This is a genomic window from Micromonospora sp. NPDC049049 (assembly GCF_040649115.1).
Classification (GTDB): domain Bacteria; phylum Actinomycetota; class Actinomycetes; order Mycobacteriales; family Micromonosporaceae; genus Micromonospora.
Genome location: NZ_JBEZEX010000003.1, coordinates 177,116 through 203,990, shown reverse-complemented (window position 1 = coordinate 203,990; position 26,875 = coordinate 177,116). Strand labels below are relative to the sequence as shown.

The following is a 26,875-nucleotide window of genomic DNA, read 5'->3' as shown; positions in this document are numbered from 1 at the left end:
GAATACGGCTCGGACAAGGGCTGGGAGAACAAGGACGAGCACGGCTCCGAGTACGGCTCGGACAAGGGCTGGGAGAACAAGGACGAGCACGGCTCCGAATACGGCTCGGACAAGGGCTGGGAGAACAAGGACGAGCACGGCTCCGACGAGCGTGGCGGTTACGGCAAGGACGAGCGCGGCTCGGACGAGCGTGGCGGTTACGGCAAGGACGAGCGCGGCTCGGACGAGCGTGACTGGGACAAGGAGCGCGAGTTCGTCTACTACGGCGAAGCCAAGGTGGACAAGGACGCCAAGCCGGGTCGCTACGAGCTCAAGGGCTCCTGCGGCGAGGGCGAGCTCGTCGTGCTGCCGCACGGCGGCGTCGACGGTGGTGACGGTGGCGCCAGCACCGGCACCGACCGCGGCCTGGCCACCGGCGGGGCGGGCGTGCTCGGCGCTGCCGCGCTGGGCGGGATCGTGTTGATGCGTCGTCGGCGGACCGATGGTTCGCTCGTCTGACGTGACGACGACACCGGCCGGCGGCCGCCGCGGGAGACCGTGGCGTGCCGCCGGCACGGCCGTCGTCGTCACCATGGCCATGATCGGCGCCGGCATGATCGGCGCTTCCCTGAAGACCACGCCCACTCCCCGGCCGCCACAGCCGCTGGCCCAGGCGGGCCCCGAGCCGACCGCGCCGGCGAGCACCGCCGACGATGCCCCTCCGGTCGACGGGCAGCCGGTCGACGGGCAGCCGGTCGGTCAGTCGGCGGTCGGGTTGGCCCGGTCGGCACCGACGAGCATCGAGATCCCCCGGATCGGCGTCAACGCGACGATCATGTCGTTGGGCACCAACCCGGACGGCACCGTCCAGGTCCCTCCGCTGGACAAGGCCGACCAGGCCGGGTGGTACGAGCCCGGTGCGAGCCCGGGCGAGACGGGTAACGCGGTCATCGTCGGGCACGTGGACTCGGCGGTGCTGGGCCCGGCCGTCTTCTTCGACCTCGGCGCTCTGACCCCCGGCGACACCGTCACAGTGCGCCGCGCCGACGGGGTGCCGGCCACCTTCACTGTCGACTCGGTGAAGTCGTACCCGAAGACGGCCTTCCCCACCGAGTTGGTCTACGGACCGAGTGACCGGCCCGGCCTGCGGGTGGTCACCTGCGGCGGCCAGTTCGATCAGGCCGCGAAGAGCTACCCGGACAACATCGTCGTCTTCGCCACCCTGGCGGCCTGACCGACGACGAACGAACGCGGTCCGGCCGGTCGGGGTGACCCGACCGGCCGGACCGCGTCCGGCGTACCTGACTCAGGCTGCCGCGGAGGTCCGCACCAGGGTGCGGATCTGGCGCAGCAGCACCGACAGGGCGGCGAGATCCGCCCGCGACTCGTCGAACTCACCCATCGCCCGTCGGGCGCGGTGGATGGAGGTGGCGTTCGACTGCTCCCACTGCTGCACCCGCTCGTGCGGCGGCAGGTCGCCCGGGGTGGAGTCGAGCACCTCCGCGGTGAGCGCGGCGAGCGCGGCGTACAGGTCGTACCGCAGCGCCATCCGCGCAAGGGTCTGCCAGCGGTCCTCCCGCGGCAACAGGGAGATCTTCGACAGCAGCGAGTCCACCCGGAACAGGTCGGACAGCACGAAGTAGACCGAGGCCACCTCGCTGACGTCCCGCCCACTGGCGTTCGCGGTCTCCACCACGTCCATCAGACCGAAGCTGTACATCAACCGGGTGGCCCGCTCCGCCAGCTCGCGGGGTAGCCCACGCTCGGTCATCGAGTCCATGTGCGCGGCGATGCCCTGGCGCTCGTTGCCGTAGAACAGTTCTTCCAGCCCCGGCAGCAGCCGGGTGACCCCGTCGCGCAGCCGGGCGATCTCGGCCGGTACGTCGATCGGCGAGCGCCGGTTGGAGACCAACCACCGCACCGCGCGGTCGAGCAGTCGACGGGTGTCCAGGTAGACGCTGGTCTGTAGCTCCGGCGCCACCTTGTTGTCCAGCGCCTCGACCTCGTCCCACAGGTCGCGTAGGCCGAACACCTCGCTGACCACCACGTACGCCCGGATCACGTCGGCCGCGCTGGCCGCCGTCTCCTCGACCACCCGGAAGATGAACGAGATGCCGCCCCGGTTGATCGCCTCGTTGACCAGCACCGTGGTGACGATGTCCCGGCGCAGCCGGTGCCGGCCCATCCGGTCGGCGAACCGCTCGCGCATCGGCGTCGGGAAGTAGTTGACCAGGACGTCGGTCGTCCACTCCTCGTCGGCCAACCCGTCGGTGAGGATCTCCCGCTCAAGGACGATCTTCACGTACGCGAGCAGCACGGCGAACTCCGGCGCGGTCAGCCCGGACTCGCTGCGGACCGCCAGTTCCTCGTCCGGCGGCAGCGCCTCCAACGCGCGGTCCAATCCGCCCGAACGCTCCAGCTCGTTGATCATCCGACGGTGCACCGGGAGCAGCGAGGCGGCCTGGGCCTGGGCGTTGTTGATCGCCCGAGCCTGGTCGTAGTTGTCGCGCAGCACCAGCTCCGCGACCTCGTCGGTCATCCCGGCCAGCAACTCGTCCCGGTCGGCCATGGTCAGCTCACCATCGGCCACCGCCGTGTTGAGCAGGATCTTGATGTTCACCTCGTGGTCGGAAGTGTCCACCCCGGCCGCGTTGTCGATGAAGTCCGTGTAGATCCGGCCACCGGTCAACGCGTACTCGATCCGGCCGAGCTGGGTCCAGCCCAGGTTGCCGCCCTCGCCCGCCACCCGGCAGCGCAGGCTCCGCCCGTCCACCCGGATCGCGTCGTTGGACTTGTCGCCCACCTCGGCGTTGGTCTGGGTGGAGGCCTTGACGTAGGTGCCGATGCCGCCGTTCCAGAACAGGTCCACCGGAGCGGTGACGATCGCCTTCATCAGGTCCTGCGGCGACAGCTGCGTGACGTCGTCGTCCAGGCCGATCGCCGCCCGGACCTGCGGCGTGATCGGGATGGACTTCGCGGTACGCGGGAAGATGCCGCCACCTGCCGAGATCAGCTCCGGGTTGTAGTCCTCCCAGGAGGAGCGGGGCAGGTCGAACAGCCGTCGACGCTCCGTGTACGAGGTGGCGGCGTCCGGCTCCGGGTCGAGGAAGATGTGCCGGTGGTCGAAGGCGGCCACCAGCCGGATGTGCTCGGAGAGCAGCATCCCGTTTCCGAACACGTCGCCGGACATGTCGCCGACGCCGACCACAGTGAAGTCCTGGGCCTGGGTGTCCAGACCCAGCTCACGGAAGTGCCGCTTGACCGACTCCCAGGCGCCCCGGGCGGTGATGCCCATCTTCTTGTGGTCGTAGCCGGCGGATCCGCCGGACGCGAACGCGTCGCCCATCCAGAAGTTGTGGGCCTTGGAGATCTCGTTGGCGATGTCGGAGAACGTCGCGGTGCCCTTGTCGGCCGCCACGACCAGGTACGGATCGTCGCTGTCGTGCCGGACCACGTCCTCGGGCGGCACGATCTGCCCGCTGACGATGTTGTCGGTGACGTCCAGCATCGCGCCGACGAACTCCTGGTAGCAGGCGACCGCCTCGTCCCGGTCGCCCGGCTTCTGCTTCAACACGAAGCCGCCCTTGGCGCCGACCGGCACGATCACGGTGTTCTTCACCATCTGCGCCTTGACCAGGCCCAGCACCTCGGTCCGGAAGTCCTCCCGACGGTCGGACCACCGCAACCCGCCCCGGGCCACCGGCCCGAACCGCAGGTGCACACCCTCGAACCGCGGCGAGTAGACGAAGATCTCGAACTTCGGTCGCGGCGCGGGCAGGTCCGGAATGGCCTGCGGGTCGAGCTTGAACGCCACGTACGCCTTCGGCCGCCCGTCGGCGCGCTTCTGGTAGAAGCTGGTCCGCAGGGTCGCCTCGATCAGCGTCAGGTACGAGCGCAGGATCCGGTCCTGGTCCAGGCTCGCCACGTCGTCCAGCGCGCCCCGGATCGTCTCCACCAGCTCACCGCTGCGCTGCTGGCGCTGCTCGGCGCTCAACTCGCCGGGCGCGAACCGGGTCTCGAAGAGCTCCACCAGCAACGCGGCGATCTTCGGGTACGCGATGAAGGTCTGCTCCATGTAGTCCTGCGAGAAGACCGTGCCGGCCTGCCGCAGGTACTTCGCGTACGCCCGCAGCACCACCACCTGCCGCCAGGTCAGCCCGCCGCGCAGCACCAGCTCGTTGAACCGGTCCACCTCGGCCTCGCCGCGCCAGGCGGCCGCGAAGGCGTTCTCCACGTGCGGGCGCACCTCGGCCAGCTCGTGATGCCCCTCGGGCAGCATGAGGCCGAAGTCGTACAGGTAGACCCGACCGTCGATCCGGTCCACCTCGTACGGGTGCTCGTCGACCACCCGTACGCCGAGCGAGTGCAGGACCGGCAGCACGGCGGAGAGCATCATCGGCTCGCCGTACCGGTAGACCTTGAACCGGACGTCCATCGCCTCGGCCAGGTCGGCTCCCGGCACCCGGGTGCCCGGCCGCGGCGCCAACTGCTTGCGGAACAGGTGCATCTCCAGCTGGCCGGGCTCCTCCAGCAGCTCCAGCTTCGCCAGGTCCTTCATCGCCTCGTACGGCGTGTGCCCGTCCTTGTAGCCCTCCGGGAAGGCGTCGGCGTACCGGGTGAACAGGTGCTTGGCCTGCTCGTCGCCGAGCTTGCGCTCCAGCACCAATCGGTAGTCGTCGTCCCACAGTCGGGTGGCGTCGGCCAACTCCTCGGCGAGCAGGTCGGCGTCGATGTCGCCGGGTGGCCGCGTCGGGTCGGTACGGACGATGAAGTGCACCCGAGCCAGCATCGACTCGGTGACCCGGGTTGTGTAGTCCACCCCGACACCGTTCAGCTCACGCAGCAGGATGTCCTGCATGCGCAGCCGGTTCTGGGTGGTGAACCGGTCCCGGGGAAGGTAGATCAGGCAGGAGATGAACCGCCCGTACGCGTCCCGACGCAGGAACACCCGCAGTTGCCGGCGGCCGGCCATCCGCAGCACGCCGACCACCGCGTGGTACAGGTCGTCGGTCTTGATCTGGAACAGCTCGTCGCGCGGGTAGGTCTCCAGGATCTGGATCAGATCCTTGCCCGAGTGGCTGCGCTGGCTCAGACCTGAGCGGTCCAGCACCTCGGCCACCTTGCGGCGTACCACAGGCAGCTCGCGGACGCTGGTCCGGTAGGCGGCCGTCGAGAACAGCCCCAGGAAGCGCCGCTCACCGATCACGTCACCGGCGGAGTTGAAGATCTTGAAGCCGATGTAGTCCAGGTACGCCGAGCGGTGCACGGTGGCCCGGGAGTTCGCCTTGGTGATGATCAAAAGGCGCTTCTCCAGCACCTTCTCGTGCGCCTCGGGCGTCATCGAGGACAGCGACCGCGCATCCGGTGAATCGGAGCGCAGGATGCCCAGACCGGTGCCGAGCACCGCCTCCAACGCCTTGCCGTCGACCGGGTCGGCGGCGTCGCCGCCGTCGGCGTCCACCAACCGGTACTCGCGGTAGCCGAGGAAGGTGAAGTGGTCCTGGGCGAGCCACCGCAACAGCTCCACCGAGTCGGTGATGTCCTTCTCCGGTACCGGTGGGCGGTTGTCGGAGGTACGGGCGGACGCCAACTCGTCGGCGAGTGCGAGGGCACGCTGACGCATCTTCGGCCAGTCCTCGACCGCCTCCCGCACGTCGGTGAGCACCCGCTGCAACTCGCGGCGCAACCGGTCCCGTTCGGCCGCGTCCCGGACCGGGTCGATCTCGATCCGCATCCAGCTCTCGATGATGTCGCCGGCGATCGCGTCGTCCGGTTCCACATCCGCGGAGACCTCGGTGAGCCGGCCCAGCGGCTCCCGCCGCACCACCACCAACGGGTGCACCAGCAGGTGCACGTCGAGGTGGTACGAGTTGAGCAACGCCGTCACCGAGTCGACCAGGAACGGCATGTCGTCGGTGACGATCTCGACGACCGTGTGGTGCTGGTCGGCGTGCGGTTCGTGGATCCGCAGCTTCAACTCGCCCGGCACCCGCTGCTGGGCGAGATCCCGGTGCGCCCGGGCCGCGTCGAGCATCTCTTCCGCCGTGAAGCCGACCAGCTCCTCGTCCGGGGCGAACCGCCAGAAACGGCCGACAAGTGTCGCCGCGTCGTGGTCGTCCCCGGCGAGCGCGACGGCCTGGGCCACCAGGCGCTCCGCGTTGGGAACGGGTTCGTCGAGCTCGGCGTCCTCCACGTCGTCGGCCAGCGCCTCGGCTGGCAGACCCAGATCGTAGATGGTGTCGATGCTCGACCCGGTCAGCCCGGTGACTCCCGTGTCGAGTCGGCCGTAGCCGTCCCCGTCGGTCGCCGAATCGAAGCTGTCATCGTCCCGGCCGGAGTCATCCTGCCGGAGGTCGGGTTCCGGTTTGATCGCCGGACGCCGGTCCATCGGTGCCACTCCCCTCGACCCACCGCGTTGTGGGTCACTCTGCCGCCCAGCCTAGGCCCTGCCGTTGTGCGCCTTCGTCGGCGGACCACTGGCCAGACGTCCGGATCGGGACTTTGTCCTTTCACCCGTTGCGGGTCCGAGGTTGGCCGGCTGCGGGATACCCCGCCACGCGATGTTCATCACACGGGTAGGGCTCGTCTTTGAGCGCGGCCGAGCACCTGCGGGACGTTGGGGACGGCGTTCCCGTACTACCGTGCGAGGGCAGTCCGAGATCGGAAGGACCAGCTTCATGCCCTTGTCGTACCCCCGGCCCCACCGGCCGAACCCCGCCCGCCGGCTCGCCGCCGGCGTCACCACGGCGCTGCTCGCGGCGGGTGTCCTCGTCGGTTGTTCCGGTGACGACGGGCCGCAACGCACCGTGGACGCCTTCCTCGCGGGCTGGCGCAGCGGTGACCTCCAGGCGGTCGGTCTGATCGACCCGCTCGGCTCGAAACTGCCGTCGGCGGACGTCGCACGTGAGATCAAGGAGCTCTCCGGTGAGCTGGCGGCCACCCCGCCCACGCTGACGCGTCGCGGCGAGCCGAAGATCACGAAGGACATCGCGACCACCACCGTCCAGGTGGAGTGGGCCCTGCCCGGTCAGACCCGCTGGGCGTACGACCGGGAGGTCCGGCTCGCCCACGGCGACGACGACCAGTGGCAGGTGATCTGGGAGCCGACGGTAGTGCACGAGCAGCTCACCAAGGGTGACCGGTTGGCGCTGCGTCGCGACGCCGGTGCCCGCGCCGCCGTGCTGGACAACGCCGGGAAGCCACTCGTGACCCCGCGCACCGTGGTTCGGGTGGGTGTGCAGCCCAACGGGGTCGCCGACCTGAAAAAGCTCGTCAAGGACCTCGACGCGGCGTTCAAGGCCATTCGCCCGGCTCTGGTTCCCGGCGTCGACCTGGCCGATCTGCCCGAGAGGGTGGCCAAGGCCGAGCCGGGTGCCTTCGTCGAGGTGGTGTCGCTGCGCGAGGAGGCGTACCGGCAGATCAAGCCCCGGATCTACGACCTGCCCGGCACGAAGTTCGTCACTGACAAGCTCGACCTGGCGCCCACCCGCGAGTTCGCCCGTGCGCTGCTCGGCACCGTCGACCCGGCGCAGGCCGATGACCTCGCCGCGCATCCTGACCGGTACGTCGTCGGCGACCTGGTCGGGCACGGCGGTCTACAGGGCCGCTACGACGAGCGACTGCGCGGCGGCCCCGGGCTGACCGTGGTGGTCGAGCGTCCGGCCGAGGGCGGCAAACTCGAACCCACCGGCGCCGAGCTGTTCCGCCGGGAGCCGCAGCCCGGGCAGGCGCTGAAGACCACGCTGGACGTCGCCGTCCAGAACGCGGCCGACGGGGCACTGCGCGCCGAGCCCCGCCGCTCCGCCCTGGTGGCGCTCCGGATCAGCGACGGCGCCGTGCTCGCCGCCGCGAACGGCCCCGGTCCGGCCGGGCAGAACCTGGCCTTCGACGCCCAGGTGCCTCCCGGCTCCACTTTCAAGATGGTCAGCACGCTGGGCCTACTGGACCGGGGCGCGGTCACGCTGGACGGGCCGGTGGACTGCAAGAAGACCTTCACCGTGGACGGCAGGTCCTTCAAGAACTCGGACAACTTCGAGCTCGGCTCGGTGCCGTTCCGCACCGACTTCGCCAAGTCCTGCAACACGGCGTTCGCCGCGCTGGCCCCGAAGCTCGGCGGCGACGGGCTGGCCGCCGCCGGTCGTTCGCTGGGCCTGGAGGGTCAGTGGGACCTCGGCACGGACGCCTTCACCGGCAAGGTCTCGACGGGCGGCAGCCTCGCCGAGCAGGCCGCCGCGTCGTTCGGGCAGGGCACCACGTTGGTCAGCCCACTCGCCATGGCCGGCGCCACCGCCGCCGTCGCCCGCGGCCGCTTCGAACAGCCGAAGCTGCTGATCGACCCGGCACCGGCCAAGCCGGCCCCGGCGGGCGAGCAGCTCAAGCCGGAGTCGGTCGCGGCGCTGCGCACGATGATGCGCGAGGTGGTCACCGCCGGCACCGGCAGCGCGCTCAAGGACGTGCCGGGCGAGGTCTACGGCAAGACCGGCACCGCCGAGTACGACGACAACCCGGCGCACACCCACGCCTGGTTCGTCGGCTGGCGGGGCGACGTGGCGTTCGCCGTCTTCGTGGAGAAGGGCGGGGCCAGCACCGCCTCGGCCGTCCCCATGGCCGAGCGTTTCCTCCGCGCTCTCCCCACCACCTGACCCCACACCTGGGGGTCCGCCGGGCTCCCGGCGCCTGGCCTTGATCCACTCGGTTTCGCTGAAACTGCGGTGTCCGAGCCACTCGGACACCCCGGATTCCCTGAACCGAGTCGATCAAGGCCCTGCGGCCGAGGGCCGGGTCAGGCGGTGTCGGCCTCGTGCCTCTCTGGCGTGTTCTGGGTCGACGGGGTGGTGCGTCGGAGAAGACCTGGACCGGCCGACGCCGGCGGGCCGACCGGTTCGCGCTCGACCAGGGACGCGATGCTGGCCGCGACGCCCGACGGCTCGGAGTGGGCCCGCCCGCCAGTGCCGGGTGACTCCCCCTCGACAGGGACGTCGTACGGCACCGCGCTCACCGACGGACCGACGCCGGGGACACCGACGTCGGCAGGGCCGTCATCGGCGGACCCGAGCGCAGCAGGCCCGCTATCGGCGTGGTCGATGTCCGCAGGGTCGATGTCAGCGGGGAATTCATGCCTCGCAACCCGCTCAACGCCGTCGTGCCCGTCAAGCACAACCAGCCCGTCGAGCCGCTCGGCCCGGTTGGGACGCTCGGCACGGTCGAGCCGCTCGGCACGGTCGGAGCGATCGGTGGTGGCGGTCGAGGTCCGGCCGTTGCTGCGCCGCGGGGAGGGCGTCGGCCGTGCCGCCAGCAGTCGGGGCGGCACTGCCTCCGGGGCGGTCACCGGCGCCAGACCGGCGACCACTGTGTTGACGATCTCGGCCGCGTACGAGCCGTCCGGGTCGTAGTCGGGGTCGAAGACGGTCAGCTCCACGCCGAGGCAGTGCGGGGTGTCGACCAGGCCGGCGAGCAGGATCTCCAACTCGGCGAAGGCGATTCCACCCGGGTCGGGGGCGTCCACGGCGGGCATCACCGCCGGGTCGAGCACGTCCACGTCGATGTGCACCCAGTAGCCCGCGCAGTCGGCGAGTTGCTCGTGCGCCCACTGGGCCGTCCGGGCGGCGCCTTCGGCGCGCAGCGCCGGCACCGGTCGGGTGGTGATCCCGGCGGCCTGGAGGTCGAGCCGGTATTCGTCCTGGGCCCGGATGCCGAGCACCACCACGTCGATGTCACGGAAGTAGGGCCGGCGGCCCTCCAGCGCGGCCAGGTCGGCCTGCCCTCGCCCGGTGACCAGAGCCAGGTCCTCACCGGCTGCGGCCCCGACGTAGGAGGCGTTGCCGGGGTGCCGGAAGTCGGAGTGCCCGTCGACGAAGACCAGCCCGATCCGCCCGCCGACGGCCTCGCCGAGGCGGTGCATGGCCAGGGCCGAGCCGAGGAGCACCGAGCAGTCGCCGCCGAGCACCACCGGGAACTCGCCCCTGTCGATGATCGAGCCGATGCGCTCGGCGAGGGCCAACGAGTAGTCGGCGATCTCCCGGGCGTGGCACACCCCGTCGCCGGGCCGCCAGTCGCCCGGGTCGTACCGGGCGGGGGTGACGCAGCCGGCGTCGCGGGCGCGGAGCCGGGCCAGCAGGTCGTGGTCGCGCAGCGCCCCGGGCGCCTTGGCGCAACCCGGGACCGACGTGGGCGTCGGCGGCCGTAGACCGAGATTTGTCGGCGCGTCGAGGACGGCGATCCGGCGCATCGTGAGCTCCCGTCCTCGGTGGTCGGGCGGGCCGGCCGGAACGCCGGCCCGCGCTGGCGTGCTACGAACTCAGAACAGGGCGCTGGCCAGAGCCCGACGCGCCGAGGCGACCGCCGGATCGTCCGGGCCGGCAATGGAGAAGAGCGAGACCAGGTGCTGGCGAACCGTCTCACGGTCCTCACCGGCGGTGCGCCGGACCAGACCGACGAGCCGGGCGTACGCCTGCTCGGCCAGGCCGCTGAGCACCTCGATGTCGGCCGCCAGCAGCTGGGCGGCGACGTCGTCGGGGGCGCTCTCGGCGGCGGCCAGCGCGGCGGACGGGTCGGCGCCGGCCGCCCGGCGGGCCACTCCGACCTGGGCCAGCCCCGCCGTGGCCGCGGCGTCCGCCGGGGCGTCGGCGAGGATCTTCCGGTACGCCTGCTCGGCGGCGTCCAGATCGCCGCTCATCAGCGCGTCGTCCGCCTCGTCGAGGCGGGGGTCCTCCGGCTCGGCGACTGCCACGCCGCCGGCCTTGAGCACTGCCTGGATCCACTGCCGCAGCTGAGCCTCGGGAACGACTCCGGAGAAGGCGTCGACCGGCTGGCCGCCGACGACCGCGTAGACCATGGGGATGCCCTGCACCCGGAACATCTGGGCGATTCGGGGATTTTCCTGCACGTCGACCCGGGCCAGCACCCAGGTGCCGCCGCCCTCGGCGTTCAGCCGCTCCAGGACCGGGGCGAACTCGTCGCTCTCCGGGAAGCCGGCCGCGCCGAAGAACACGACGACGGGCGTGGCCATCGAGCGTTCGAGCACGTCGGACTGGATTGTCGCCTCGGTGACGTCCACGATGGCGGTGTCACCGCCGGCGGTGGGCGCGCCGGGGGCGCCGTTGGACGGGCCGCCCTGCGGGGGCGTGCCGGGGCGGGTACTTGCTGGTGCGGGGCCACGCAGCGTGCTGAGGTCAACCGCGCCGCGGGTGAAGATCGACGAGGTGATCCGTGGGTCGCTCATGGTTACCTAGTCTCGCACGTGAGCCCGGATTCTCAGCTCACCCGCAACCCCGACGTTGCAACTCTCACGCCCCACGCCCCACCCCCGCGATCTTGCACTTTCTGTCGCCGCTATGCCGCATTCATGCCTTATGGCATCGCAGAAACTGCAAGATCGACGGGAGTGGGGGTTCAGGGCTGGGGTTAGAAGCGGGCGGGTTCCCGGTAGGTGCCCCACTCGGCTCGCAGGGCGTCGCAGATCTCGCCCAACGTGGCCTCGGCACGCACCGCGTCGAGCATGGCGGGGATCATGTTCTCGTCGGTACGGCTCGCCGCGATCATCCGGGTCACAGCGGCGCGCACCGCCTCCTCGTCCCGCCCGCTCTTGCGCTCGGCGAGCACCCGGCGCTGCTCCAGCTCCACCTCGTGCGAGATGCGCAGGATCTCCAGCTCCTTGGCGACCGTGCCGGTGTGGCAGTTGACCCCGACGATCTTCTTGTCGCCCTTTTCGAGGGCCTGCTGGTAGACGAAGGCCGATTCGGCGATGTGCCCGGTGAACCAGCCGTCCTCGATGCCGCGCAGGATGCCCGAGGTCATCGGGCCGATCTGGTGCGGCCCGTCTCCGCCGAGCTGCCGGATCCGGGCGAAGATCTCCTCCGCCTCGGCCTCGATCTTGTCGGTCAGCGCCTCGACGTACCAGGAGCCGCCGAGCGGGTCGGCAACGTTGACCACACCGGTCTCCTCCATCAACACCTGCTGGGTACGCAGGGCGATCTCGGCCGACTCGTCGGTGGGCAGCGCCAGGGTCTCGTCCAGCGCGTTGGTGTGCAGCGAGTTCGTGCCGCCGAGCACCGCCGCGAGAGCCTCGACGGCGGTCCGTACGACGTTGTTGACCGGCTGCTGCGCGGTCAGCGACACCCCGGCGGTCTGCGTGTGGAACCGCAGCCACAGAGCCTTCTCGCTGGTCGCGCCGTAGACGTCACGCAGCCAGCGGGCCCAGATCCGGCGGGCGGCGCGGAACTTGGCGATCTCCTCGAAGAAGTCGAGGTGCGAGTCGAAGAAGAAGCTCAGCCCCGGCGCGAAGACGTTCACGTCCAGCCCACGCGAGAGACCCAGCTCGACGTAGCCGAAGCCGTCCGCCAGGGTGTACGCCAGCTCCTGCGCCGCAGTCGAGCCGGCCTCGCGGATGTGGTAGCCGGAGACCGACAGCGGCTTGTAGCGCGGGATCTCGGCGGCGCAGTATTCCATCAGGTCGCCGATCAGGCGCAGGTGCGGCTCCGGGTCGAAGAGCCACTCCTTCTGCGCGATGTACTCCTTGAAGATGTCGGTCTGCAGGGTGCCGTCCAGCTTGGACAGGTCGGCGCCCTGCCGCTCGGCGGCGACCAGGTACATGCAGAACACCGGCACGGCCGGGCCGGAGATGGTCATCGAGGTGGTGACGCCGGCCAGGTCGATGCCGTCGAAGAGCGCCTGCATGTCCGTGGCGGTGTCGATGGCGACGCCGCAGTGGCCGACCTCGCCGAGCGCCTGGGGGTCGTCCGAGTCGCGGCCCATCAACGTCGGCATGTCGAACGCCACCGAGAGCCCGCCGCCGCCGGCGCCGAGGATCATCTTGTAGCGCTCGTTCGTCTGCTGGGCGTTGCCGAAGCCGGCGAACTGCCGAATGGTCCAGGTCCGACCGCGGTAGCCGGTCGGATACAAACCCCGGGTGTACGGATATTCGCCCGGCCATCCGATCCGTTCGAAGCCCGGATAGGTGGCGCCCTCCGGCGGGCCGTACACCGGCTCCACCGGCATGCCGGAGAGCGTGGTGAAGTCCGCGTCCCGCTTGCGCGCGGCGTCGTACCGGGCCTGCCAGCGCGCCCGTCCGGCGTCGATCTCGTCGGCGTCCATGAGCAGGGCTCCTCCTCGGGTCCTCGACTGCACGTCGAGTGTAAGGCCCCTACCTGAACGATCGCTAAGTCACGCCCTACCCGCGGGTAACAGCAGGCACGGCGTCGATCGCGCCGCGCACCTCTCAGGCCGGAGGCGTGGCGGGGGTTTCGCCGAACGCCATGTCGTCGACCCGGATGTTGACCTCATCGACCCGCAGCCCGAACGCCTCGACCGCCTCGCTCACTCGAGCGCGCACCTGACCGGTGACCTCTGACACCTGTCGACCGGCCTGGATCACCAACACCAGGTTGACCACTGCGGCGTCCTCGGTGACGTGGGCCGAGCAACCCCGCCGGGCGTCACCCACCTGGTCCAGTCCGACTCGGTCGAGAACCGCGTTGAAGAACCGGGCGACGTCCCCGCCCAGGTCGGCCACGCCGGGCACCGCGCGGGCCGCCGCGACAGCGATCTTCTCGATCACCTCGTCGGCGACCTGCGTCGTCCCACCAGCCGGCACCGACGCCCTGGTCAGCCTCTGTGTTGCTTCCAGGTCCACAGTCGCTCCCTGCTCCTCACACCACCGAGTAAGCCGTCAGGTTGTTGGGCAGCTACGCCTCAGGCTCCGGCTGCCGCGCCTGGCTGGTTCAGCTCGATGTCGTCCACCGTGACGTTGACCTGGGTGACGCTCAGGCCGTACTTCTCCACCGCCTCGATCACCGCGGCCCGCACCGCCTCGGTCACGTCCGCCACGACGTGCCCGGCGTCGATCACCAGGACCACGTTGATGACGGCCGAGCTGCCCTTCACGTCGGCAGAGACTCCCCGGCGGGCGTCGCCCACCTCGTCCAGGCCGATCTTGTCCAGGACGCTGTTGAAGAAGCGGGACACGTCACCGCCGAGATCGGCGACACCGGGCACCGCGCGAGCGGCCGCTCCGGCGATCTTCTCCACGACCTCGTCGGAAACCGACGTGACACCCCGGGCCGCACCCGTCGCGGGCTGCGCTGCGCCGGCGTTCTCCACCGCTTCCGTCATGATCACATCTCCCCTGGTCCCGGTGCACTGTGGACCGACCGGCTCGTCAGCCCGTTTCGCGGCAGCTTGCTGCCGGCCACGCGCCGCGAGCCTACTAAAACCAGAGCGACCTTCGCTTGTGGGCGGGAGCCACGCTCCGACCGGCCGCACGAAAGAGGTCGGACCGCGCCGATACGGCACGTCCAGGGTGGACGCGCCGGCCAGCGGGGCGTCGGGGTCAGCGGGAGAGCTGAGCGAGCAGTTCGTCCGCCGCCGTGTACGGGTCGGTCGCGCCCGCGGCGACCCTGGTGGCGAGAGTGGCCAACTCCGTACCGTCGCGAAGTGAGCCGATCCGGGCGCGGAGGGTGCCGAGCGCGATCGCCTCGATCTCGGCGGCGGCCCGCGTCTCCTGGCGGCGGCGCAGCTCGCCGTGCTCGACCAGCCAGCCCCGGTGCTTGTCGATGGCGGCGGCGATGTCGTCGATACCCTCGCCCCGCGCGGCGACGGACCGGACCACCTGGGGCCGCCACTGCCCCGGCCCGCGCTCGCCGAGCGCGATCATGCCCTGGATGTCCCGGACGGTGGCGTCGACGCCGTCCCGGTCCGCCTTGTTGACCACGAACACGTCGGCGATCTCCAGGATGCCGGCCTTGACCGCCTGGATCGCGTCGCCCATCCCGGGTGCGAGCAGCACCAGCGTCGTGTCGGCGAGCGAGGCGACCTCCACCTCGGCCTGCCCGACGCCGACGGTCTCCACCAGCACCACGTCGCAGCCGGCGCCCTCCAGCACCCGAACCGCCTGCGGTGTGGCCGCGGCCAGCCCGCCGAGGTGCCCCCGGCTGGACATCGACCGGATGTAGACGCCCGGATCCGTGGCGTGGTCCTGCATCCGCACCCGGTCACCGAGGATCGCTCCGCCGGTGAACGGGCTGGACGGGTCGACCGCCAGCACGCCCACCCGGTGCCCGCGCGCCCGCAGCGCGCGGACCAGCTCGTTGGTGGTGGTCGACTTGCCCACCCCTGGCGAACCGGTCAGCCCGACCACCTGGGCCTGCCCGGCGTACGGCGCCAGCGCCGCGGCGATCTCCGGCAACAGCGCGTCACCGTTCTCCACCAACGTGATCAGGCGAGCCACCGCCCGGGGGTCGCCCGTGCGGGCCCGTTCGACCAGCAGCGGTACGTCCCGGCTGCGGCGCACCGACGTGGTGCCCGCCGCCGGGACGTGCTCAGTCTCGCTCACTGGTCCGTCTCGGCCTTGCCCGGCACGTGGATGATCAGCGCGTCGCCCTGGCCACCGCCGCCACACAGCGCGGCCGCGCCGGTGCCACCGCCGCGCCGCTTCAGCTCCAGGGCGAGGGTGAGGACGAGACGCGCGCCGGACATGCCGATCGGGTGCCCCAGCGCGATCGCGCCGCCGTTGACGTTGACCTTGTCCGGGCTGATGCCGAGGTCGCGGGTGGACTGGACACCAACCTGCGCGAACGCCTCGTTGATCTCGATGAGGTCCAGGTCCGCAACGCTCAGGCCACCCTTCTTCAGGGCGTGGTTGATCGCGTTGGACGGCTGCGAGTGCAGGGAGTTGTCCGGGCCCGCCACGTTGCCGTGCGCACCGATCTCGGCCAGCCAGGTCAGCCCCAGCTCCTTGGCCTTGGCCTTGCTCATCACGAGCACCGCGGCCGCTCCGTCGGAGATCGGCGACGAGCTGCCGGCGGTGATGGTGCCGTCCTTGGCGAAGGCGGGGCGCAGCTTGGCCAGCGACTCGGCTGTGGTGTCCGGACGGATGCCCTCGTCCTCGGTGATCACCAGGGGGTCGCCCTTGCGCTGCGGGATGACCACCGGGGCGATCTCGTCGGCGAAGTGACCGTTCTTCTGGGCGGCGGCGGCCCGCTGGTGGCTGGCGGCGGCGAAGGCGTCCTGCTCCGCGCGGGAGATGCCGTGCCGGGCGCCGAGCCGCTCGGTCGACTCGCCCATCGAGCAGCAGTCCCAGGCGTCGCTGAGCCCGTCGTGTGCCATGTGGTCCTTGACCACCACGTCGCCGTACTTGTAGCCGGTGCGCTGGCCCATCAGCAGGTGCGGGGCGTTGGTCATCGACTCCATGCCGCCGGCCACCACGATGTCGAACTCGCCGGCGCGGATCAGCTGGTCGGCCAGGGCGATCGCGTCCAGGCCGGAGAGACAGACCTTGTTGATGGTCAGCGCCGGCACCGACATCGGCACACCGGCCTCGACCGCCGCCTGCCGCGCCGGGATCTGACCGGTGCCGGCCTGCAACACCTGTCCCATGATCACGTACTGGACCTGGTCGGGGCTGACGCCGGCACGCTCCAGCGCGGCCTTGATGGCGATCCCGCCGAGCTTCGTGGCCGGGAGGTCCTTGAGGTTGCCCAGCAGCCGGCCCATCGGGGTCCGCGCGCCGCTGACGATCACAGAAGCCATGCCTGCCTCCGAAGGGGTGCCGAGCTGTACGCCTTAACGATTGTTCGGCCAGACTAGCGCCATGGCAGAGAACTCCCCCGTCGAGCCCGGTGCGGACTACGTCACAGACATCGGGCTTCGCAAGATTGACCACGTCGGGATCGCCGTGGCCGACCTGGACGCCGCGATCGACTTCTACCAGCGGACGTTCGGGATGCGCTGCGTGCACGTGGAGACCAACACCGAGCAGGGCGTCCGGGAAGCGATGCTGGCCGTCGGACCGACCACCAAGGGCGGCTGCGTGCAGTTGCTCGCCCCGCTCACCCCGGAGTCGACTATCGCGAAGTTCCTGGATCGCAACGGGCCGGGCGTGCAGCAGGTCGCGTACACGGTCGTGGACATCGACGCGGCCTGCGCGGCGCTACGCGAGCGTGGCATGCGCCTGCTCTACGCGACTCCGAGGCGTGGCACCGCCGACAGCCGGATCAACTTCGTGCACCCCAAGGACGCTGGCGGCGTCCTCGTAGAACTGGTCCAACCCGCCCCCACTCCCCACTGACCCACCCCACCCCTGTTGATCAAGAGGTTTGCGTCATTCCGCCCCGCGCAGATGACCGAAAGCTCTTGATCAACGAGGGGTGGCGAGCGTTGGAGGCCGAGGCGCGCGCACGTCAGTGCGCGGTTGGCGGGGTGGCTGGACACCTTCACGCATCGGCGGATGCAGTTTTTCACAGAGGACTTCCCGGCCTAGCTACCGTTCAGTAACGTCCGGCCCCACAGGAGCGCGACCGGTGCCGGATGTGTCGAATGCCGACATGGCGGTCGTGCCCACCGGCGCCGACGATGGCAGCACCCGGGCCCGTGCGGGTGCGGAAGAACCGGAGGTCACCGTGCAGGACATCCTCGAAGCGATCATGGCGGCGGAGGAATCGAACGATCCGGACCGCGAACTCGCCGGCGTCGCCGGGCTGCCCGTACCGGAGAGCTACCGGGGCGTGGTGGTCCGCGCCGAGGAGTCCCGGATGTTCGACGGCATGGCCACCCGGGACAAGGACCCGCGCAAGGCGCTGCACGTGCAGGAGGTGCCGACGCCGGAGCTGGCCCCGGGCGAGGCGCTGATAGCGGTGATGGCCAGCGCGATCAACTACAACACGGTGTGGACCAGCATCTTCGAGCCGGTGAGCACCTTCAAGTTCCTGGAGCGCTACGGCCGGGTCTCCGAGCTGACCCGTCGGCACGACCTGCCGTACCACGTGGTCGGCTCGGACGCGGCGGGCGTGGTGCTGCGCACCGGCCCCGGGGTGACCCGCTGGACCGCCGGCGACGAGGTGGTCGCGCACTGCCTCTCGGTCGAGTTGGAGGACGCGGCCGGGCACGACGACACGATGCTCGACCCGCAGCAGCGGATCTGGGGGTTCGAGACCAACTTCGGCGGGCTGGCCGAGCTGGCGGTGGTCAAGGCCAACCAGCTGATGCCCAAGCCGCGACACCTGAGCTGGGAGGAGGCGGCCAGTCCCGGGCTGGTCAACTCCACCGCGTACCGGCAGCTCGTCTCGCACCACGGCGCCAACATGAAGCAGGGTGACGTGGTGCTGATCTGGGGCGCCTCCGGCGGCCTCGGTGGGTACGCCACCCAGATGGCGCTCAACGGCGGCGCGATTCCGGTCTGCGTGGTGTCCTCGCCGGAGAAGGCCGAGCTGTGCCGCCGGATGGGCGCGGAGCTGGTCATCGACCGGGCCGCGGAGGGCTTCCGCTTCTGGAAGGACGAGGAGACCCAGGACCCGGACGAGTGGCGGCGCTTCGGCGAACGGATTCGCGAGCTGACCGGCGGCGAGGACCCGGACATCGTGTTCGAGCACCCGGGCCGGGAGACGTTCGGCGCCAGCGTCTACGTGGCCCGACGCGGTGGAACCATCGTCACCTGCGCCTCCACGAGCGGCTTCCTGCACCAGTACGACAACCGCTACCTGTGGATGCACCTCAAGCGGATCGTGGGCAGCCACTTCGCCAACTACCACGAGGCGTGGCAGGCCAACCGCCTGGTCGCGCTCGGCAAGGTGCACCCGACGGTGTCCCGCACCTATCCGCTGGAGCAGACCGGCCAGGCCGCGTACGAGGTGCACCGCAACGCCCACCAGGGCAAGGTGGGCGTGCGCTGCCTCGCACCCACTGACGGGCTGGGCGTTCGTGACGGAGAGTTGCGGGCCCGGCACGAGGACGCGATCAACCGGTTCCGGGGTCACTGACCTCCCGGCATCCGGAGCGCCGGGGCGGTCCCGGCCGGACGGTGGAACGCCGGATGACCATTGCGCTGATCGCTCATTGTTCTTCCGCCCCCATTAGCGGATAAGTCACCCGGATCGAACAAAGGGCCTCGGGGTAACCCCGGGGCCCTTTTCCGCGTCACGCTGCGTGGCGTCCGACAGGCCGGGACCTGCCAAGATCGCCGATTGGTCCAACCTCGCCGATCGCGAGTGTTGACCATGTAAAGAGGGCACGAAAGCTTCGCACCGCTCTTGCGAAGCACCCTGGGGCGTCTGCCAGTATGTCCCAATGCCCCAGCAGCAGTCCTCCCCTCTCGCGTTCTTCGATAACGCGAACTCGCAGCCAGATTTCACCGTTGGCCTGCGCGGATACAACACCCATCAGGTCGACGACTTCCTCGGCCGGATGACCGCCGCGCTGACCCAGTCCGAGCAGGCCCGTGCCGAGGCCGAGCAGCGGATGAACGACGCCCAGCGTCGGCTCCGCCAGGCCGAGCAGCGCATGAGTGCGCTGGAGCAGAAGCTCACCGACACGAACAAGCAGCTCGAAGAGAACAGCCGACCCACCCTCTCCGGGCTCGGCACGCGCGTCGAGCAGATCCTGCGGCTCGCCGAGGAGCAGGCGAACGACCACCGCAACGAGGCCAAGCGCGAGTCGGAGGGCATCCTCTCCGCCGCCCGCCTCGAGGCCCGCGAGATCACCGACAAGGCCCGCGCCGAGGCCGCCGCCATGAAGGCGAGCGCCGAGCGCGAGGCGGGCAACCTGCGCACGGCCGCCGAGCGCGAGGCCGCCGAGGTCCGGGTGCAGGCTCGCCGCGAGGCCGACACGCTGCGCGCCGACGCCGACCGGGAGACCAAGCAGCTGCGTACGGTCACCGCGCACGAGGTGGCCGAGCTGAAGTCGACAGTCGAGCGGGAGGTCGCCACCCTGCGTGCCACCGCCGAGCGGGAGATCACCCAGCAGCGGGCGAAGGCCGCCCGCGAGGCTGAGGAGAAGCGCGCCGAGGCGACCAAGCTGCTCACCGACGCGCGGGACAAGCGCGACAAGGACCTGCAGGCCCTGGAGCTCCAGTTGGCCGAGCGGCGGGAGAAGGCCGAGCGCGAGGAATCCGAGCGGCACGCCGCCCAGGTCGCGCAGACCCAGAAGATGGTCAGCGAGGCCGAGCAGCGTGCCCGGGCCGCGCAGGAGCGGGCCAAGGAGATCGAGCAGCGCGCCGAGGCGCGGCGGGTCGAGTCGGAGCGCAACGCGGCCGAGACCGTCGACAAGGCCAAGGCCCACTCGGAGAAGACCCTCAACGAGGCGAAGGCCGAGTCGCAGCGCCTGCTCACCGAGGCCCGCACCGAGGCGGAGCTGACCACGCAGGCCGCCCGCCGCGAGGTCGAGGACCTCACCCGGCAGAAGGACGCTGTCACGTCGCAGCTGGGTCAGATGCTCTCCGGTCTCGCCGGCATCGTTCCGGGAATGCCGGCGCAGGCCGCTCCGGCTGCCAAGCCGGAAGCAGCAAAGAAGACCGATGGTGGTCAGGAGCGGGTGCCCGCGGAGACCGCCGGCTGACGCGAGGCGTCAGGTAGGGGCATCGACGGCGCGAGGTGACACCGGGTAACCGGTGTCGCCTCGCGCCGTATGCGTTTCCTCACCCGTGGTATCCGCTGGCCGCGACGGAGTGAAGTAGCTCCCACATGGCCCGTCCGTATCGCCCCAGCAGGGCCCGTTGCGTGTGAGGATGGGGGCATGTCGCACGGCGAGGAACTGTTCGCTCTCGGCGGGGACGTGACGACGGAGCCCAGCTTCGAGTCCGCTCTGCGGGGGTACGAGAAGAAACAGGTCGACCGTTATGTCGCACGTGCTGAGCACGAGATCGCGACCCTCGCCTCCGAACGGGAACAGGCGTACACACAGATCCACAAGCTCGCCGGCCAGGTCGAGGTTCTCCAGCGCGACCTGACCCAGGTGCGCAAGCAGATGAACGTGGTCGACCGGGCGTCGTTCCGGCACCTCGGCCCACGGGTCGAGTCGATCCTCGCTCTCGCCGAGGAGCAGGCGGAGGAGATCCTCGGCGATGCGAACGGCGAGATCGAGGCCCGGAGGGCCGCTGCCGAGCACATCATCGAGGAGGCCCGCGAGCAGGCCGACCGGGCACTGAAGGACTTCGAACTCGCCCTCGCCGCCCGACGGGCGGAGGAGGAGCGGCACAGCGCCGCACAGCGCGCCGAGGCGGACGCCGCCCTGCGGTCGGCAAAGGACGAGTCGGCGCAGTTGCGCAAGGCCGCCCAGGACGCTCTGGCGAAGGCCCAGCAGGAGGCCACCCAACTGCGGGACTCCGCCAAGGAGATCCACACTCGGGCCCAGCAGGAGGCCACCAAGCTGCGCGAGACGGCCCGCGAGACGCTGGCCAACGCCCGGCAGGAGGCCAGCGATCTGCGCGACGCCGCCAAGGAGGTGCACGCCAAGGCGCTCCAGGAGGCCAAGCGGCTCACCGACACCGCGACCGAAGCGGGACGGGCCACCCACGCCAAGGCGCAGCAGGAGGCCAAGCAGATCATCGACGACGCGTCGATGGCCGGTCGGGCCACCCGCGCCAAAGCGCAGCAGGAGGCCGAGCGGCTGACGACGCAGGCCACCGAATCGGCGAAGCGCAGCCGCGCCGAGACCGAGGCGTACGTACAGCGAATGCGCACCGAGACCGAGGCGTACGTGCAGCACACCCGCGCGCAGACCCAGCAGGAGCTGGGCGCGTGGCGGGCCGGGGTGGAGCAGGAGGTCAACTCCCGTCGGGAGGCGGCCGATCGGGAGTTGGCGCAGCGACGGTCCGCGGCCGAGCAGGAGTTCGCCAAGCGCCGCGACGAGTTGGACAAGCACCACGCGTCGCGCCAGCAGGAGCTGGAGACCGGGCTCGCCAGCCGTCAGCAGGAGCTGGAGACCGGGTTCACCACCCGCCGGGACGAGCTGGAAACCGAATACTCCACCCGGAAGAACGAGCTGGAGACCGAGTACACGGCTCGCAAGAACGAGATCGAGCAGGGCGCGGCCGGTATCCGGCAGGCGGCCGAGCAGGACGCGGCGGGGCTGCGCCAGCGCTCCGAGGCGGAGGCCGCCGAGCTGCTGAGCCGGGCCGAGGCCGAGGCCAGCGACAAGCGCCGCAAGGCCGACGAGCATGTCGCTGCGTCCCGGCGGCAGTTCGAGGAGTACGCGGCCACCACGCAGCAGCACCTGGCCACCACCCAGCAGCACCTGGCGGCGACCCAGCAGGAGTCTGCGGCGGGTCGTCAGCAGTTGGCCCAGGTGATGTTGGAGATCGCCCAGGCCCAGCAGCAGTTGGCGGATCTGCGGCAGGAGACCTGGAAGGCCCGGCAGGAGTCCGACGAGCTCCAGCGTCAGATGTCCGAGCTGCGGTTGCAGAGTGTCGCCGGTCCGATCGACGGCCCGACCGCGCCGACCGGAAACGCCAACGCGAGCGAAGGCGTACCCGTTGGTGGGGACGACGGCGCGAGCGTTACCGCCGGCGCGGCCTCCGGGTCGGGCGCGGGCACCGGGTCGGGCGCGGGCACCGGGCTGAAGACGGAGCCCGCCGACACCAGGCAGCCGGTGAACGCCGCCGCGGACGAGTCCGGGCAGTCCACGACGCGGCCGGTGGCCGAGCCTGTGACCACTGTGGATGGTGGCACGGCGAGCGCCGGGGTGGACGGGGAGCCGACAGTGGCCGCCGTACCGGGCGAGGGTGGTCGGGGCGCCAAACCCACCAAGATCACTAGCACCGGTGAGAACGGCAAGCGACCCACCAAGCCGACCACCGACGAGCGCAGCGCCAAGCCCAGCAAGGTCACCATCGAGAAGGAGTGACGGGCACCCACCCGTCGAAGCTTCCAGATCTTGGACACTTTCCGTCATCGGCTGACGGAAAGTGTCCAAGATTCACTTCTGCGCCGGGTGACGTAGGGGCACGGTGGGGGCCCAGCCGGCTGCGACGAGGGCGCGGCGGACGGTGTCGGCCACCTCGTCTGGGGAGCGCGGACCAGCCAGGCCGGGAAGCGCAGAATCCGGTCGCCGCTGGTCCAGACGTCGTTCTGCCGACGCATGTCGGCAGCCCACTGCTTGGCATCCATGTGGTGCGCGCCGTCGATCTCCACCTGCACCCGCCACTCCCGCCAGTACGCGTCCAGCCAGCGGTTCCGACCGGCCGCGTCGACCCGGTGTTCCTGCAGATCCGGGGCGGGCAGCCGATGTCTGCGGCACAGCCGCAGGAAGTCGATCTCCGAGAGCGCCTGGGCACCGCCCGCGATGTCGCTGATGGTTTGCCCGATCAGCCGCCGACGGGGGGCCCGAGGGAGGACGTCGAGCACCGCCCGCAACTCCTCGGGCAGCACCCGGCGTTGCTGGCAACCGGCGGCCAGCACCGACTGCGCCTCGTCCACCCCGGCCGCCCAGCCCGCCGCGTCCACAAGGGCCCGCGCCGTCGTGGTGCGCGGTGGGCGGGCCCGTTGGAGATGAGCCTCGGGGAGGACAGTCGTGCGGTGGACCAGGACGGCGGGCATGTCGATCGGAAGTCGACGCAGAGTGGTCCGCGCGGCACGGCGGGCCGCCGGCACCAGCACGTGCAGGGGTTCGCGTCGCAGCCCCCGTACCCCGGCTTCGGCGGCGGCGGACACCCCGGCCAGCACCGCCCCCGGCCCGGCCGCCAGCACCGCCACCCAGAGTTGCTGGTCGCGGGTGAGTCGACCGTTGCCGGCCAGCAGGATCCCTCGGCAGATCGACCGCCACCGACCGGAGCGGATCCGGCCCCGCACCCGCGCCTCGCTGAGCAACCGGGCGACCTGCGCGGTCGTCAGCACGCCCGCCTGCTCGAAGGCGAGCCAGTCGAGTGCGTCGGCGTCGTCGGCGGGCAGCATCCGGACAGCTTTCGCCCCTGAGCGCCGCCCCACCACCAGATCTTGGACAGTTTCCGTCATGGCGTGACGAAAAGTGTCCAAGATCTGCGGGTCGGCGGGGTGCGGCCGAGACCGGGCTGCACGTCGGCCTTTCCGGACCGTTCAATCTGGCCCGAGGCGGCGACGGTGGTTGGGTGGGGCACATGGTGCATCAGATTGACGGTCTCGTGGTCGATGGCGACCATGAGGTGGCTACGCTGCTGGCGCGCTGGGAGATGATCAGAAACGCTTGTCTCGCCGCCAGTCGATGGAACTGATGAAGGAAGTTGTGACCTCATGGACCTGACCGGCGCAGTTTGGCGCACCTCCACTCGCAGCGGCAACAGTGAGTGCGTCGAGGTGGCGGACAACCTGCCCGGGATGGTGGGAGTGCGGGACAGTAAGGATCCGTCCGGCCCGCTGTTGGTGCTCGCGCCGGCCGCGTGGCGGGCGTTCGTGGCCGCCGCCCGTCGTCCGACTGCCTGAGCGGGGAGGTTCTGATGCCGCAGCACGACCCGTCCGGCGACGACGCGGACATGCCCGCCGGTCCCCGGCCGCCGAAGACGCCACCGTCGGCTGAGACACCATCGCCGGCTGAGACGCCACCGTCGACCGAGACGCCACCGTCGGCTGAGACGCCACCGTCGGCTGAGACGCCACCGTCGGCTGAGACGCCACCGTCGACCGAGGCCCCGCCGCCGGTGCCGGTTCCTGTCCCGGGGGTCGACCTGGACGAGCCGCCGGCGGTCCCGTCCGGGAAGTTCGGCACACCCGGGCGGCCACTGCGCCGCAGCAGCTTCCTGCTCGGCTTCACCGGTGCGCTGGGCGTGCTGCTGGCGTACACCCTCTATCTGGGGATTCGCAATGCCGGCGGCATCCTCGTGCTGGTGGTGATCGCGCTCTTCCTCGCGGTCGGCCTCAACCCGGCGGTGGTCCGACTGCGCCGCTGGGGTGTGCCGCACGGCCTGGCGGTGGCGGCGGTCGCCCTGACGGTGGTGCTGCTGCTCTGCGGCGGCATCGTGGCGCTGGTCCCACCGATCATCACGCAGTCGGGGCAGTTCATCGACCAGATCCCGAGCCTGCTCGACGAGTTGCGCCGCAACCCGACGGTCAATGACCTGGTGGAGCGGTACGACGTGGTGGAACGGGTGCAGGGCGCGGCCAACGCGGAGACGGTCGGACGGGCGCTCGGCGGGGTGCTGGGCGGCGCACAACTGATCTTCGGCACGGTGTTCCGGACGCTGACCGTGCTGGTGCTGACCATCTACTTCCTGGCGTACTTCGACAAGCTGCGCTCGCTGAGCTACTCGTTGGTGCCCCGGTCGCGGCGGCAGCGGGTGCAGCTGATCGGCGACGAGATCCTGGCCAAGGTGGGCTCGTACATGGTCGGCGCGCTGAGCATCGCGGTGCTGGCCGGCGCCACCACCTTCGTCTTCGCGCTGATCGTCGACCTGCCGTACCCGTTCGCGCTGGCCGTGGTGGTCGCGGTGACCGACCTGATCCCGCAGATCGGCGCCACCCTGGGCGCGGTGATCGTGAGCCTGGTCGGCTTCGCAGCCGACCTGCCCACCGGCATCGCCTGCGCGGTCTTCTTCCTCATCTACCAGCAGGTGGAGAACTACCTCATCTACCCGAAGGTGATGCGGCGTTCGGTGGAGGTCAACGAGGTGGCCGCCCTGCTGGCCGCGCTGCTCGGAGTGGCGCTGCTGGGTGTGGTGGGCGCGCTGATCGCCATCCCCACGGTGGCCGCGCTGCAACTGATCCTGCGCGAGGTGGTGCTGCCCCGCCAGGAGCGCCGCTGAGCGTCAGCCCCCTGAGCGGCGGCCGGGCTGCGGGCCCTCTGGTCAGTCCGCCTTGGTGGCGGCCGGGCCGGGCACGGGCGTGTCGGCGAAGGCGGCCACCGTCCGGTCGGCGTACGCGCTGACGTCGCCGGACTCCATCGGGCCGTCCCAGGTTGTCGGAAGCGGCACCTCGACGGCCGGGTTGACCCGCCGGACGATCTCGTCGAGCACCGTCTCCGCGTCGCCCACCCACAGGTGCTTGGCGCCCGGCACCCCGACCACCTCGGCCTGCGGCACGGCGGCGAACCGCTCCCGTGCCTCGGTGGGGCGCAGGTAGTCGTCGAACTCCGGCACCAGTGCCACCAGCGGCCGACCCGAGTTGGCCCAGGTCGCCAGGTCGTCGGGGGCGGAGAAGCGCAACGGCGGGGAGAGCAGGATCGCCCCGGCGATCGTCGGGTCGCAGCCGTACTTCAGCGCCAGGTCGGTGCCGAACGACCAGCCGACGAGCCAGATGTTGGGCAGCTCGGCGAACTCCGCGTACTCGATGGCGGCGGCCACGTCGTACCGCTCGCCCACCGCGCCGTCGAAAGCTCCCTCGCTGGTGCCGCGCACGCTGCTGGTGCCCCGGGTGTTGAACCGCAGCACCGCCAGGTCGGCCAGCGCGGGCAACCGCCAGGCCGCCTTGCGGAACACGTGGCTGTCCATCATTCCGCCGTGGGTCGGTAGCGGGTGCAGGCAGACCAGGGTGGCCACCGGCGGCCGGTCGGCCGGCAGGGCCAGCTCACCGACCAGCCGCAGACCGTCGGCGGTGTGCAGCTCGATGTCCTCCCGGCGGCCGGGCAGGATCGACGACGCGCGGATCGCTGTGCTCACCGCCCAAGTCTGTCGCGAAGTCGCCGCCGCCGCCCGCCCAGGCACGAACAGGGTGACCCAGGTCGCTATCGGGCAGGTCCCCCGAGCCCTTACCCGGGCGGTCGGCTCACCCCGGGCACGGCAGCGCCCGGGGCAGTCGGCTCAGTCCAGCGCGGCAGCGCCCCGGGCCCGGTTGTTCAGTAGCGCGGGGAGCTCCGGCCCCGCTGCACCGCCGGGCCGCGCCGCTCCCGGGCCCGCCAGCAGCCGCTGTGCCAGTGCCGCCGGTCGGTCAGGTCACCCAGGCCGTCCGCCGGCCAGGCGACCAGGTGCGCCACCCCCGGTGGGATCTCCTGGTTGCAACCGGGGCAGCGGTACGTCTTGACCGACGCTCCGGCGCCGATGCCGCGTACCTGCCAGGCACCATCGGTCCACTGCTGGACCGAGGCGACGCCCTGCCGGACGCGGTCGGCGTCCAGGTTGGCGTTGTCGTCCCGGCGAGGGCGATTGCGACGGGGGCTCACAGTCACCAAGCGTACGTCCGACGAATGAGGCCGCCCGGGGCGGTCACCGCCGGCATCCCCCTCGGCGTTG

Annotated in this window: 19 protein-coding genes and 2 pseudogenes; 9 read left to right on the top strand and 12 right to left on the bottom strand. The window is 70.9% G+C overall.

From position 1 onward, the window contains the following. Together AB0B68_RS05055 and AB0B68_RS05050 are read left to right on the top strand one after the other, a co-directional pair. Positions 1-498: pseudogene (locus AB0B68_RS05055) on the top strand (hypothetical protein); the annotation flags it as partial. A gap of 1 nt (position 499) precedes the next feature. Further along, positions 500-1,213 (top strand): class F sortase, encoded by a 714-nt coding sequence (locus AB0B68_RS05050; RefSeq protein WP_357257920.1) that lies wholly within the window; start codon positions 500-502, stop codon positions 1,211-1,213. Between the two features lie 72 nt (positions 1,214-1,285). On the opposite strand, the gene AB0B68_RS05045 is transcribed toward AB0B68_RS05050, so the two are convergent. Then, positions 1,286-6,367, bottom strand: coding sequence for an NAD-glutamate dehydrogenase (locus AB0B68_RS05045; protein ID WP_357198576.1), 5,082 nt, complete (start codon positions 6,365-6,367; stop codon positions 1,286-1,288). A 289-nt stretch (positions 6,368-6,656) separates the two neighbouring features. Between AB0B68_RS05045 and AB0B68_RS05040 the strand changes: the two genes are divergently transcribed. Further along, entirely contained in the window at positions 6,657-8,621 is a 1,965-nt protein-coding gene (locus tag AB0B68_RS05040; protein WP_357257918.1) for a penicillin-binding transpeptidase domain-containing protein, read from the top strand. A 617-nt stretch (positions 8,622-9,238) separates the two neighbouring features. Here the strand turns inward: AB0B68_RS05040 and AB0B68_RS05035 are convergent. The 7 genes and pseudogenes from AB0B68_RS05035 to AB0B68_RS05005 form a co-directional block, all read right to left on the bottom strand. Then, positions 9,239-10,207, bottom strand: a pseudogene (locus AB0B68_RS05035) (arginase family protein); the annotation flags it as partial. Positions 10,208-10,276: 69 nt separating this feature from the next. Beyond that, a complete protein-coding gene (locus AB0B68_RS05030; protein WP_357257916.1) occupies positions 10,277-11,200 on the bottom strand; it encodes a tetratricopeptide repeat protein in 924 nt (307 codons plus the stop codon). 182 nt (positions 11,201-11,382) lie between these two features. Beyond that, the gene (locus AB0B68_RS05025) at positions 11,383-13,071 is read right to left on the bottom strand and encodes a methylmalonyl-CoA mutase family protein (RefSeq protein WP_357198584.1); all 1,689 of its coding nucleotides are present in this window, start codon (positions 13,069-13,071) and stop codon (positions 11,383-11,385) included. Positions 13,072-13,195: 124 nt separating this feature from the next. Then, entirely contained in the window at positions 13,196-13,609 is a 414-nt protein-coding gene (locus AB0B68_RS05020; RefSeq protein WP_196919465.1) for an Asp23/Gls24 family envelope stress response protein, read from the bottom strand. Positions 13,610-13,668: 59 nt separating this feature from the next. After that, entirely contained in the window at positions 13,669-14,088 is a 420-nt protein-coding gene (locus tag AB0B68_RS05015; protein ID WP_357257914.1) for an Asp23/Gls24 family envelope stress response protein, read from the bottom strand. Between the two features lie 217 nt (positions 14,089-14,305). Continuing rightward, positions 14,306-15,307: a methylmalonyl Co-A mutase-associated GTPase MeaB gene (gene meaB / locus AB0B68_RS05010; RefSeq protein WP_357198593.1), complete on the bottom strand. Its 1,002-nt coding sequence runs from the start codon at positions 15,305-15,307 to the stop codon at positions 14,306-14,308. Next, complete coding sequence (locus AB0B68_RS05005; protein WP_124853423.1) at positions 15,304-16,503, bottom strand: acetyl-CoA C-acetyltransferase; 1,200 nt, start codon at positions 16,501-16,503, stop codon at positions 15,304-15,306. Before AB0B68_RS05005 ends, meaB begins: the two co-directional genes overlap by 4 nt. A gap of 61 nt (positions 16,504-16,564) precedes the next feature. Here AB0B68_RS05005 and mce point away from each other — a divergent pair, with 61 nt between their 5' ends. The 4 genes from mce (at position 16,565) to AB0B68_RS04985 (ending at position 22,587) form a co-directional block, all read left to right on the top strand. Beyond that, positions 16,565-17,041 (top strand): methylmalonyl-CoA epimerase, encoded by a 477-nt coding sequence (gene mce, locus AB0B68_RS05000; RefSeq protein ID WP_357257911.1) that lies wholly within the window; start codon positions 16,565-16,567, stop codon positions 17,039-17,041. A gap of 331 nt (positions 17,042-17,372) precedes the next feature. Then, positions 17,373-18,728 carry a crotonyl-CoA carboxylase/reductase gene (ccrA, locus tag AB0B68_RS04995; protein WP_357258042.1) on the top strand — a complete coding sequence of 452 codons (1,356 nt, stop codon included), beginning with the start codon at positions 17,373-17,375 and terminating at the stop codon, positions 18,726-18,728. A 307-nt stretch (positions 18,729-19,035) separates the two neighbouring features. Then, positions 19,036-20,301, top strand: coding sequence for a DivIVA domain-containing protein (locus AB0B68_RS04990; protein ID WP_091405818.1), 1,266 nt, complete (start codon positions 19,036-19,038; stop codon positions 20,299-20,301). Between the two features lie 177 nt (positions 20,302-20,478). After that, the gene (locus AB0B68_RS04985; RefSeq protein WP_357257909.1) at positions 20,479-22,587 is read left to right on the top strand and encodes a hypothetical protein; all 2,109 of its coding nucleotides are present in this window, start codon (positions 20,479-20,481) and stop codon (positions 22,585-22,587) included. A gap of 44 nt (positions 22,588-22,631) precedes the next feature. Here the strand turns inward: AB0B68_RS04985 and AB0B68_RS04980 are convergent, their stop codons facing one another. Together AB0B68_RS04980 and AB0B68_RS04975 are read right to left on the bottom strand one after the other, a co-directional pair. Next, on the bottom strand, positions 22,632-23,633 hold the full coding sequence (locus AB0B68_RS04980; protein ID WP_357257907.1) for a hypothetical protein: 1,002 nt from the start codon (positions 23,631-23,633) through the stop codon (positions 22,632-22,634). A 56-nt stretch (positions 23,634-23,689) separates the two neighbouring features. Next, positions 23,690-23,857, bottom strand: coding sequence for a hypothetical protein (locus AB0B68_RS04975; protein ID WP_357198602.1), 168 nt, complete (start codon positions 23,855-23,857; stop codon positions 23,690-23,692). Positions 23,858-23,948: 91 nt separating this feature from the next. On the opposite strand from AB0B68_RS04975, the gene AB0B68_RS04970 reads away from it, so the two are divergent. Together AB0B68_RS04970 and AB0B68_RS04965 are read left to right on the top strand one after the other, a co-directional pair. Beyond that, positions 23,949-24,137: a DUF397 domain-containing protein gene (locus AB0B68_RS04970; RefSeq protein WP_357257905.1), complete on the top strand. Its 189-nt coding sequence runs from the start codon at positions 23,949-23,951 to the stop codon at positions 24,135-24,137. A gap of 14 nt (positions 24,138-24,151) precedes the next feature. Then, entirely contained in the window at positions 24,152-25,453 is a 1,302-nt protein-coding gene (locus AB0B68_RS04965; protein WP_357257903.1) for an AI-2E family transporter, read from the top strand. 42 nt (positions 25,454-25,495) lie between these two features. Here the strand turns inward: AB0B68_RS04965 and AB0B68_RS04960 are convergent, their stop codons facing one another. Together AB0B68_RS04960 and AB0B68_RS04955 are read right to left on the bottom strand one after the other, a co-directional pair. Continuing rightward, entirely contained in the window at positions 25,496-26,305 is an 810-nt protein-coding gene (locus AB0B68_RS04960; protein WP_357198610.1) for an alpha/beta hydrolase, read from the bottom strand. 176 nt (positions 26,306-26,481) lie between these two features. Beyond that, positions 26,482-26,805 (bottom strand): hypothetical protein, encoded by a 324-nt coding sequence (locus AB0B68_RS04955; RefSeq protein ID WP_357198612.1) that lies wholly within the window; start codon positions 26,803-26,805, stop codon positions 26,482-26,484. Between the last annotated feature and the right edge of the window lie 70 nt (positions 26,806-26,875).